We start from the raw sequence: 8,681 nt of genomic DNA, 5'->3' as shown, positions 1-8,681 counted from the left end.
GCCCCGGCCACCTCTGCGGGCGGCCGGGGCGCCGGGAGCGCGGGGAGGGGCGTCGGCTCCGGCACCCCCAGGCGGGTGGCCACCGACCGCAGGCGCACCACCTCCGCGCGCCGGCGCAGCGCGGCGCTGCGGGCCTGCGCGCTCCTCAGGTCCGCGCGCAGCCGCTGCGCCCGGTCCCGGACGCAGCGGGCGGTGGTGCGCGCGGTGCGCGTCTGCTCCACCAGGGACGGACCGCCGAAGGCGTCGACCACCGGGCTCCTCCTCGTCCTCCGTGAGGGCGCCCGTGCTCGACGTGCGACACAGGATGCCCGACCCGCGCGCCCCGCGCACCACCCCGCCGGCTGGTCCGCGCCGGCTGGTCCGCGCACCGGCGCCGCGGCAGGATCGCGGGCGTGAGCTGGCACGCGGGCAACGCGGACGTGGACGGTGCGGACGACGGGGGCTGGCTGGTGGGGCGCTTCAAGGCCGGGCGCGCGCCGGAGCTGGCCACCGGCGACGTGGAGGTGAAGTGGGCGCGCCTGGCGGCCGGTTCCCGCGACGACGAGTGGACGGAGCCGGAGCGGCGCACGTCCCTGTGCGTGCTGGTCAGCGGTTCCCAGCGGATCAGGTTCCGCGAGGGCGAGGTGGTGCTGCGCGAGTCCGGGGACTACGTCATCTGGTACCCGGGGGAGTCGCACACCTGGGAGTCCTCGCCGACGCGGGAGACGACCACCGTCACGGTCCGGTGGCCCTCCGAGGTGCCGGGGGAGGACCCGCCGGGCGGCGCGTGAGCGGGCGCCGCGAACCCGCCGTCGGGCCGGGTCAGGCCGGGTCGGGTCAGGCCGGGTCGGGCCACACGGCGGCCAGGACGCGCTCGCTCGCCCGCCCGTCCTCCAGCGGGCAGTAGCGCTGCACGAAGCGGGCGTGGCGCTCCGCGTGCGCCGCGGCCACCGCGGGCAGGTCCAGCAGCGCCTCGGTGAGCGCGCCCTGCTCCAGCAGGACCGGCCCGGGGGCCTCGTCCTCGAGGTCGAAGGTGAAGCCGCGCAGGCGGTCCCGGTAGTGCTCCAGGTCGTACGCGTACAGCAGGACCGGTTTCCCGGTGACCGCGAAGTCGAACACCGAGGACGAGTAGTCGGTGACCAGGACGTCGGCGGCCAGGTACAGCTCGGAGATCTCCGGGACCCCGGAGACGTCGCGCACCCGCGCGCTGCCGGCGGAGCGGCGCTGGTGGGCCACGTAGTGGTGCAGCCGCAGCAGCAGGACGGCGTCGCCGCCGAGCCGCTGCGCGAGCGCCTCGACGTCCAGGCCGAGCGGTGCGTCGACGCCGGCGGCGGCCTCGTCGTCGCGGTACGTGGGCGCGTACAGGACGGCGCGCACGCCGTCCTCGATCCCCAGCGCCGCGCGGGCGCGGGCGCGCCGGGCCTCGCGGTCCGGGGCGAGCAGGACGTCGTTGCGCGGGTAGCCGGTCTCCAGCACCGCGCCGGTGTAGCCGAACGCGGCCCGCAGCAGCCGGGTCCCCTCGGGGCCGGGGGTGACGAGCAGGTCCCAGCGGGCGATGTCCTCGTCGAGCGCGGCCATGACCTCGTCGGCGGGCAGGAACGCCGCGTCGCGGTGGATGCGCTTGAGCGGGGTGCCGTGCCAGGTCTGCAGGTACGTCGTGCCGGGCCGCTCGCGCCACTCGTCGAGCTGGATGTGCGTGTTCGACACCAGGACGTCGGCGGACTCCAGCGCCTCCACCGCGCGCGGGGTGCCGATGGGCACGGTGCTCACCCCGGGCGGGAAGGTGCCGGCGTGCCGGGGGTCGGCGAGCCAGACGTGCTCGTCCTCGCCGTGCGTGTCCCCGGCCGTGCCCCGCCGCGCCAGCAGCGCCTCGTGCAGCGCCCGCGGGTTGTCGGCGTAGCGGCCGTTGTAGGCGTTCCAGACGACCCTCATCGGCCCTCCTCGTCGGTCCCGGGGGTGAGCGTACGACGGCGCCCGCCGGTGCCGTCGGCCGGTGCCGGCACGCTCGCCCCGCTGAGCACCGGGAACCCGCCGGTGCCACACTGCCCGGTGACGAGGGGGGTGGCACGCCGGCCGTGGAGCTGAGCGAGGACGACATCGACGCCCTGGTGACGTGGTCGCTGATCCGGGCCGCGCACCGCGCCCAGCGCCACCTGACGGAGCTGTTCGCCGGGCACGGGCTCTCGCCCGTCCAGTTCGGGGTGCTCTCGCACCTGGCCACCGGCACCGCGTTCACCCAGGCCGAACTGGCCCGCCGGGTCCTGGTGCGCCCGCAGTCGATCAGCGGCGTGCTCGACGGCCTCGTCGAGCGGGGCCTGGTCAGCAGGGGGGCCGAGCGCTCGAAGGGGCGGCGCAACCCGCTGGCGCTGACGCCCGCGGGGCGCGACCTGCTCGCGCTCGTCTGGCCCGCGGTGCGCGGGGCCAACGAGCCGGGGCGGCTGGGCGTGAGCGCGGCGGAGGCGGCGGAGCTGAACCGGGTGCTGCTGAGGATGGTCGACGAGAGGCCCTGAGGGCCGGTGGCGCCCCGCACCGCTCCCCGCCCCGCTCTGTTTCCCGCTCCGCTTCGCGCCCGCCCCCGCGTCCTGGCCGGCTAGTGCAGCAGCGCGGCGGTGCGCCGGGACGCCTTGCGGATGGCGGCCCGCTCGTCCAGCCAGCCGCCGGCGACGCCGACGACGGGCAGCTTGCCCACCGCGCGGGTGAGGAGGTTGCCGCGGGGCCGCTGCTCCAGGAGGTGCTGCACCTCCGCGAACGTGCGGGCCAGCCGCCAGACGGTGCTGACGGCCTGCTGCGCGCCGCGTCCCAGCGCCGCGGCGCGGCCGCCGTCGGGGCGGTCCGCGTCGTTCCCGTCGTCCTCGCCGCTGAGCCGCTGCTCGGTGTCGGCGGCGCTGGGGACGGGTGGCGCGCCGGTGCTCAGCTCGCGCTCGAAGAGGACCCGGGACAGCAGCGGGACCCAGTCCGCGGGGTCGGTGCGGCCGTGCTCGCGCGCGGTGGCGCACACCGCCATCCCGGCCGCCGAGGCGCCGAGGGCGGCCTGCAGCGGGACCCGGTCGGCCAGCGCCCCGGCGAAGCGGGGGGCGGCGGCGGCCAGGCCGGCGCTGATCCCGATCCGCGTCACCCACCAGTCCACGCGCCGCTGGAGGGGCTGGGCGCCCCAGTCCGGCGAGGCGGGGGTGGTCTCGCCCAGGGCGCGGTCGCGCAGGGCGTCCAGCGCCCGCGCGGGGAAGGGGGCCGTGGGCGGCGGGTCGTCGTCCAGGCCCAGCCACCGCCGGGGGTCGGCCAGCACGTGGTCCACCATGCCGGCGTAGACGCCGAGGGCGCGGGCGATCCGGGCGTCGCTGACGGCGGGGTTCCTGGCCACGTGCGGTCCTCCTCCTGCTGCTACTGCTGCTGCGGTCCGCGGGTGCGGGGGTCAGCGCACCCGGGGCCGCTGGTGGGTGGTGCGGGCGACGCTCAGGCGCACGCGGGCGCGGGCGTCCTCGCGCCCGAGCACGTGCCGCAGGTCGCCGGTGACGGCGTCGGCGGCCGCGACGACCTCGGCGAGGTCGGCGTCGGGTTCGACGGTGGCCCTGACGTCGACGACGAGGCGGCCGCGATCGCGCAGCACCCGCCCCCTGGCCGAGCGGACACCGGGGGTGCCGGCCAGGACGTCCGCGGCGGTGTCGACCGGGCCGTCGGGGTCGATGAGCAGCCGCGCGCCGCGCGCCGAGCCCGGCAGGGGCAGCGTGCCGACCCCGCGGCGCGGCAGGTGCGCCAGCAGCCACCACAGCGCCAGCAGGACCAGCACGACGCCGGCGGCTCCGGCGGCCCACCCCCACCAGGACGCGGCGAACGCGTCGGTGGCCGTGCGCAGCTGCAGCTCGCGCGGGGCCGCCGGCCACAGGCGGGCCAGCCAGCCGGGGTACCAGGCCGCCGCGGCCAGCCCGAGGGCGATCAGGACGAGGCCGACCACGAGGGCCACCAGGCGGTCCAGGGCCAGGACGGAGCGGCTCACCGGTCGTTCCTCTCGTCGTCGCGGCCGGTGCGCACGCGCACGTCCACCCGCGGGGCGGTGCGCAACGGGGTCAGGGTCTCGGTGACGGCGCGGGCGACCTCCTCGCGCACGTCGGCGGTGCCGTGCACCGTCACGCCCACCGCGCGGCGGGTGGCGGTGGCCGAGGCGGACAGCACCCCGTCCACCTCGCGCGCGGCCCCCGCGGCCAGGCGGGCGACGTCGCGGGTGTGCAGGAACACACCCGTGCCCGAGGTCAGCGGCAGGGTCCTGCGCGAGCGCGGGCGCAGCGCGCTGACCAGCAGCCACAGCCCGACCAGGGCCACCGCGAGGCCCGCGGGCACCAGCCACCAGGCCGGGGCCAGGCCGCGCAGGCCCTCGGCGGCGGCCGGCAGCCAGGGCGCACCGCTCACGGCGCCGAGCACCACGAGCGCCTCGCGCAGCAGCAGCAGCCCCGTGGCGAGCAGGAGCGCGGCGAGGACGGGGCCGACGACGCCGATGCGGCCGCTGCCGCTGGCCTCCGGGGCCGCCGGCATCGCCGGGCGCCCGCCGGTGCCGGCGGTGGTGCCGGGGGTTCCGGCGGTAGGGGTTCCGGCGGTAGGGGTTCCGGCGGTAGGGGTTCCGGCGGTAGGGGTTCCGGCGGTAGGGGTTCCGGCGGTAGGGGTTCCGGCGGTAGGGGTTCCGGCGGCGGGGGTTCCGGTGGGGGTCTCGGCGGGGCTCACCGCACTCGCCTCCTCGGTGCTGCGGTGGTGGGCGGGGCCACCCTGGCGACGGTGACGCGGGTGCTGTCGACGCTCATGCCGGCCAGCACGCGCAGCCGCTCGCGGACGTGGTCGCCCACGGCGGCGGCGACCTCGGCGGCCGAGTGCGGCCACACGGTGACGATCTCCAGGCGCACGCGCACGCGGTGCCCGGCCACCTCGCAGTCCACCCGGGGGTAGTCGCGCCCCAGGGCGTTGCCGATCGCGCCGGTGGTGGCACCGGCCGGGGCGACGCCCTCGACCTCCACGGCGGCGGCCTCGGCGATGCGCTGCACCGCCCGGTCCTGCACCACCAGGTGCCCGCGCCCGCCCATCTCGGCGGCGGCCTCGGCGCTCGGGGCGCCGACGGCCGCGCGCGCGGGGGTGAGCGCGCGGGACCGTGCCGGCGCGCGCACCGACGACCGCGCCGGGAACTGCGCCGGGGTGCGGGCCGCGGTGCGCGCGTCAGCCACGACCGCGACCGGGCAGCAGGGCGGCCAGGTCGATCCTGCCTTCGAGGTGCGCGCCGACGAGGTGGCCGACGGCGGCGAAGACCAGGGCCAGCAGCATCCAGCCGAAACCGCCCTCGACCGCTATCAGGGCGAGCAGGAGGCCGGCGAAGACGCCGACGTTCGAGGGGGACACGGTTTCCTCCTACGGGGGAGAGGGGGCGGGTTCGGGGGGTGGGTGCGCGGGGAGGGTCAGGCCGCCGCGGGGGCGGCGAGGTCCTCGATGAACACCTGCACGGGCAGGTCGACGACGGCGGCGACCGCGACGTGGATCGCCCGGGCGAGGGTGCGCAGCGGTGCGCCGAACTCCGCGACGACGTGGACCTCCACCACCCGCTCGCCCAGCTTCACGCCGGTGACCCGGCGTCCGGGCAGGTAGGTGGCCACCTCGCCGAAGCGCCCGGCGTGCAGCGCGACCACGCCCGGCACGGCGCGGACGAGTTCGGCGATCTCGTCCGCGCCGCCGGCCGCGGCCCCGTGCGGGGGGACGAGGGTGCTCACTGCACGCGCGCGGTGCGCTGCTCGGCCTCGTCGTCGGCGGCGTCGTCCTCGGGCAGGTGGATGTCGGCTACGGAGATGTTGACCTCGGTGACCTCCAGGCCGGTCATCCGCTCGACGGCGGAGATGACGTTGCGGCGCACGCCGGAGGCCAGGTCCGCGATGGCCACGCCGTACTCGGCGATCAGGTCCACGTCGACGGCGGCCTGGGTCTCGCCGACCTCCACCGAGATGCCCTGGGAGTGGTTCACGCGCCCGCCGGGGATGCGCTCGCGCAGCGCGCCGACGGCGCGGGAGGCGCCGCCGCCGAGGGCGAACACGCCGGAGACGTCCTTCGCGGCGATGCCGGCGATCTTGGACACGACGGTGTCGGCGATCGAGGTGGTGCCCTGGCTGCTGCTCAGCGGTGCGGTCTTGACCGGCATCGCGGAACCGGTGGTCCTGGTGATGTTGGTGGTGGTCTCGCTCATGGGAACTCCTCCAGGTGGTGCTCGGGCGGTGCGCGGCGCGACTGGCGGCGTGCGGTGCCCGAGGGGCGTTCGCGGTCCGACGGCACCGGTTCCCGGGACCCGCGGCGCCTGAGCGCGCTGCGTGGGCGCGGCGCGTGGTCGCGGGCCGGGTCGGTGCGGCGTCACAGGGGTAGAGCGCCGGAGGGCCCGGACGTCACGGTCGGTTCGGTGTGATCTGCGCCACAAACCCTCCCGGGAGCTCCAGGGGGCGTCCCGGCTTGCCGACCCCGCACGGGGCTGCTGCACTTCCAGCGCCGGGTCGAGACCGCGCCCGGCCCGTCGCGCGGAAGGTGGCCCCGTGAGCCCGGAGACCACCGGGACGCACCCCGCGCACCACCGCCCGCCCGCCCCCGCCGGCCGCGGTGGCCGCGGCGGCCGCGGCGGCGAGGCGCACGTCCCCGGTGCGCGCGGCCCCGGCGGGGCGCGCGGTCCAGGGGCGCGCACCGGCGGTGGCGGCGGTGTCCCCGGCGTCCCGGACGAGGTGCTGGCCCGGCGGGCCTCGCTGGGGGACAAGGACGCCTTCTCCGAACTGGTCGACCGGCACGGGGCGAGCCTGTACCGGTACGTGCACGGGCTGCTGGACAACGCCCAGGACGCGGAGGACTGCGTGCAGGAGGTCGTGCTCTCCGCGTGGCGGGCGTTCCCCTCCTTCCGCGGCGACGCCTCGGTGCGCACCTGGTTCTACGTGCTGGCCCGCCACCAGGCGCACAAGCAGCGCGCCGCCGCCCGGCCCCCCTTCCCCGCCTCCGGCAGCCTGCCGGCGCTGGACGTGCACGAGGTCGCCGAGCAGGTCCGCGACACCCGGCCCGGGCCGGGGGAGGAGAACCTCGAGGCCGCGCTGCTCGCCGCGCTGGCGGCCGCGCTGCGCCTGCTGCCCGAGCGCCAGCGCACCGCGTGGATCCTGCGCGAGGTCGAGGGCCTGTCCTACTCCGAGATCGGGGACGTCTTGTCCGCCAGCACGAGCACCGTCAGGGGCTTGCTCGAACGGGCCCGCGCCACCGTCGCCTCCGCGCTGGAGGGGTGGCGGTGAGCGAGCGACCGGGCCCGCGCGAGCCCGTGCCCGCCGCGCCGGTCACCGGTGCCGACCTCGCCGCCCGGGCCGCCGTGCTGCTGCGCCAGCGCACCGACGCCGGCTGGGTCGCCGTGCGGGGGAACGTCGTCTCCCGGGCGCTGCACGTGTTCCGGCCCTCCGAGCCGGTGCGCGGGCGCCACGAGGACGGGGACTTCTTCGTCGCCTCCGACGTCGTCGTGGCCGTGCTGCGCCGCGCGGTCGACCTGGTCCCCCGCGCCGCCGCCACGCGCATCACCTGCACCACGGGGGAGGAGCACGACCTCGACGAGGTGGTCGTCGAGATCGTCGCCGCCTACGGCGCGCGGCTGCTCGAGGTGGCCGAGCGCGTGCACGCCGTCGCGCGCGACGTCCTGACCGACCTGCTCGGCCCGCTGGCCCCCCCGTCCGAGCGCATCCGCACCCACGTGCACCTGGGCGACGTCTCCGACGACCCCCGCGTCGTCGGCTGAGGGTGCCGCCGCGCTCGGCGCGTCAGGTCGCGCCCTGCGCCAGGGCGGCGTCGTGCAGGGCCGCGCCGGCGGCGTCGTAGACGTCGATGCGGCGCACGTCCAGGTGCCGCGGGTACAGCAGCACCGACCAGCGCAGGCACCGCCGGCGCGGGTCGTCGGCCACCAGCAGGTCCTCGCGGGTGCCGTCGGACAGGTGCACCACCACCGCGCGCACGTCGGCGCGCAGCTTGAGCACCAGGGTGGAGGGCTCGCCCCGCTCGCCGCACGCCAGGTCGCCCTCCAGGACCTTGCCCGGGCGCAGGGGCGTGGAGGAGCCGGTGCGGCCGAAGCGCCGGCGGCCCCCGGGGGTGCGCACCTCCAGGGACACCCCCGGTCCCAGGGGGGTGTCCTCGCTGTTCAGCGTCCAGCGCTCGCCCTCGGCGCTCACTCCGTGCAGCACGACATCCATGTGACTCATCGTGAAGGAACGTCTCGCGCAGTCACGGACGTGATCCCGCCACGACCCCGCCACGCGCTGCCGCGCCACCGCCGCGGCCCTGCCGACTTCCCGCACGGACGCCCGGGGGTGCTTGCGCGCGGGCGCGCGCTCGTGACCCCCGCCCGGGTGCCCGGGCCGGACCGGGTGCCGGGCGGGGGTGCGGCTCAGGAGGCCAGGAAGTCCAGCAGGACGCGGTTGAACTCGTCCGCGTGGCTGACGTTGCACCCGTGCGGGCCGCCGGCGATCACGTGCAGGCGGCTGCCGGCGACGGCGGCGTGGGTGCGCGCGCCGGAACCCTCGAACGGCACGGTGGCGTCCCCGTCGCCGTGCACCACGAGCGCCGGCACGTCCACCTTCGGCAGGTCGGCGCGGAAGTCGGTGGTGCCGAAGGCCTGCATGGCCTTCAGCGCCGCGTGCTGGTCGGCCTGCTCCGTCAGCGCCAGCGCCTCCCGGCGCTGG

General features: G+C 77.8%; 14 protein-coding genes and 1 pseudogene. 4 read left to right on the top strand and 11 right to left on the bottom strand.

The genetic code is table 11. The features are described 5' to 3' along the window. Positions 1–251: pseudogene (locus ACRYR7_RS22325) on the bottom strand (hypothetical protein); the annotation flags it as partial. 141 nt (positions 252–392) lie between these two features. Between ACRYR7_RS22325 and ACRYR7_RS22320 the strand changes: the two are divergent. After that, a complete protein-coding gene (locus ACRYR7_RS22320) occupies positions 393–770 on the top strand; it encodes a signal peptidase I (protein ID WP_432574311.1) in 378 nt (125 codons plus the stop codon). A gap of 46 nt (positions 771–816) precedes the next feature. On the opposite strand, the gene ACRYR7_RS22315 is transcribed toward ACRYR7_RS22320, so the two are convergent. Beyond that, positions 817–1,911 carry a CDP-glycerol glycerophosphotransferase family protein gene (locus ACRYR7_RS22315; protein ID WP_432574310.1) on the bottom strand — a complete coding sequence of 365 codons (1,095 nt, stop codon included), beginning with the start codon at positions 1,909–1,911 and terminating at the stop codon, positions 817–819. Positions 1,912–2,054: 143 nt separating this feature from the next. Between ACRYR7_RS22315 and ACRYR7_RS22310 the strand changes: the two genes are divergently transcribed. Continuing rightward, entirely contained in the window at positions 2,055–2,489 is a 435-nt protein-coding gene (locus ACRYR7_RS22310; protein WP_432574309.1) for a MarR family winged helix-turn-helix transcriptional regulator, read from the top strand. A gap of 80 nt (positions 2,490–2,569) precedes the next feature. Here ACRYR7_RS22310 and ACRYR7_RS22305 read toward each other — a convergent pair whose 3' ends face one another. From ACRYR7_RS22305 to ACRYR7_RS22275, 7 genes are all read right to left on the bottom strand, one after another. Then, a complete protein-coding gene (locus tag ACRYR7_RS22305) occupies positions 2,570–3,337 on the bottom strand; it encodes a hypothetical protein (protein ID WP_432574308.1) in 768 nt (255 codons plus the stop codon). A 51-nt stretch (positions 3,338–3,388) separates the two neighbouring features. Further along, entirely contained in the window at positions 3,389–3,970 is a 582-nt protein-coding gene (locus tag ACRYR7_RS22300) for a hypothetical protein (protein WP_432574307.1), read from the bottom strand. Further along, positions 3,967–4,503 (bottom strand): DUF6286 domain-containing protein, encoded by a 537-nt coding sequence (locus tag ACRYR7_RS22295; protein WP_432574306.1) that lies wholly within the window; start codon positions 4,501–4,503, stop codon positions 3,967–3,969. Before ACRYR7_RS22295 ends, ACRYR7_RS22300 begins: the two co-directional genes overlap by 4 nt. 182 nt (positions 4,504–4,685) lie before the next feature. After that, positions 4,686–5,180: an Asp23/Gls24 family envelope stress response protein gene (locus tag ACRYR7_RS22290; protein WP_432574305.1), complete on the bottom strand. Its 495-nt coding sequence runs from the start codon at positions 5,178–5,180 to the stop codon at positions 4,686–4,688. Continuing rightward, positions 5,173–5,352, bottom strand: a complete 180-nt coding sequence (locus ACRYR7_RS22285) for a DUF2273 domain-containing protein (RefSeq protein ID WP_432574304.1) — start codon at positions 5,350–5,352, stop codon at positions 5,173–5,175. The genes ACRYR7_RS22290 and ACRYR7_RS22285 overlap by 8 nt, the downstream gene beginning before the upstream one ends. 56 nt (positions 5,353–5,408) lie before the next feature. Beyond that, complete coding sequence (locus tag ACRYR7_RS22280; protein WP_432574303.1) at positions 5,409–5,717, bottom strand: hypothetical protein; 309 nt, start codon at positions 5,715–5,717, stop codon at positions 5,409–5,411. Continuing rightward, entirely contained in the window at positions 5,714–6,184 is a 471-nt protein-coding gene (locus ACRYR7_RS22275; RefSeq protein ID WP_432574302.1) for an Asp23/Gls24 family envelope stress response protein, read from the bottom strand. The genes ACRYR7_RS22280 and ACRYR7_RS22275 overlap by 4 nt, the downstream gene beginning before the upstream one ends. A gap of 337 nt (positions 6,185–6,521) precedes the next feature. Between ACRYR7_RS22275 and ACRYR7_RS22270 the strand changes: the two genes are divergently transcribed. Further along, on the top strand, positions 6,522–7,253 hold the full coding sequence (locus tag ACRYR7_RS22270) for an RNA polymerase sigma factor (RefSeq protein ID WP_432574301.1): 732 nt from the start codon (positions 6,522–6,524) through the stop codon (positions 7,251–7,253). Then, on the top strand, positions 7,250–7,744 hold the full coding sequence (locus ACRYR7_RS22265) for a hypothetical protein (RefSeq protein ID WP_432574300.1): 495 nt from the start codon (positions 7,250–7,252) through the stop codon (positions 7,742–7,744). Before ACRYR7_RS22270 ends, ACRYR7_RS22265 begins: the two co-directional genes overlap by 4 nt. 22 nt (positions 7,745–7,766) lie before the next feature. Here the strand turns inward: ACRYR7_RS22265 and ACRYR7_RS22260 are convergent, their stop codons facing one another. After that, positions 7,767–8,192: a hypothetical protein gene (locus ACRYR7_RS22260; RefSeq protein ID WP_432574299.1), complete on the bottom strand. Its 426-nt coding sequence runs from the start codon at positions 8,190–8,192 to the stop codon at positions 7,767–7,769. A gap of 194 nt (positions 8,193–8,386) precedes the next feature. After that, a partial coding sequence (locus ACRYR7_RS22255; protein WP_432574298.1) for an alpha/beta fold hydrolase occupies positions 8,387–8,681 on the bottom strand: 295 nt, incomplete at its 5' end.

The sequence above is a fragment of the Kineococcus gurbantunggutensis genome, from assembly GCF_050871925.1.
Lineage (GTDB): Bacteria > Actinomycetota > Actinomycetes > Actinomycetales > Kineococcaceae > Kineococcus.
This window is presented reverse-complemented; position numbering and strand designations above follow the sequence as displayed.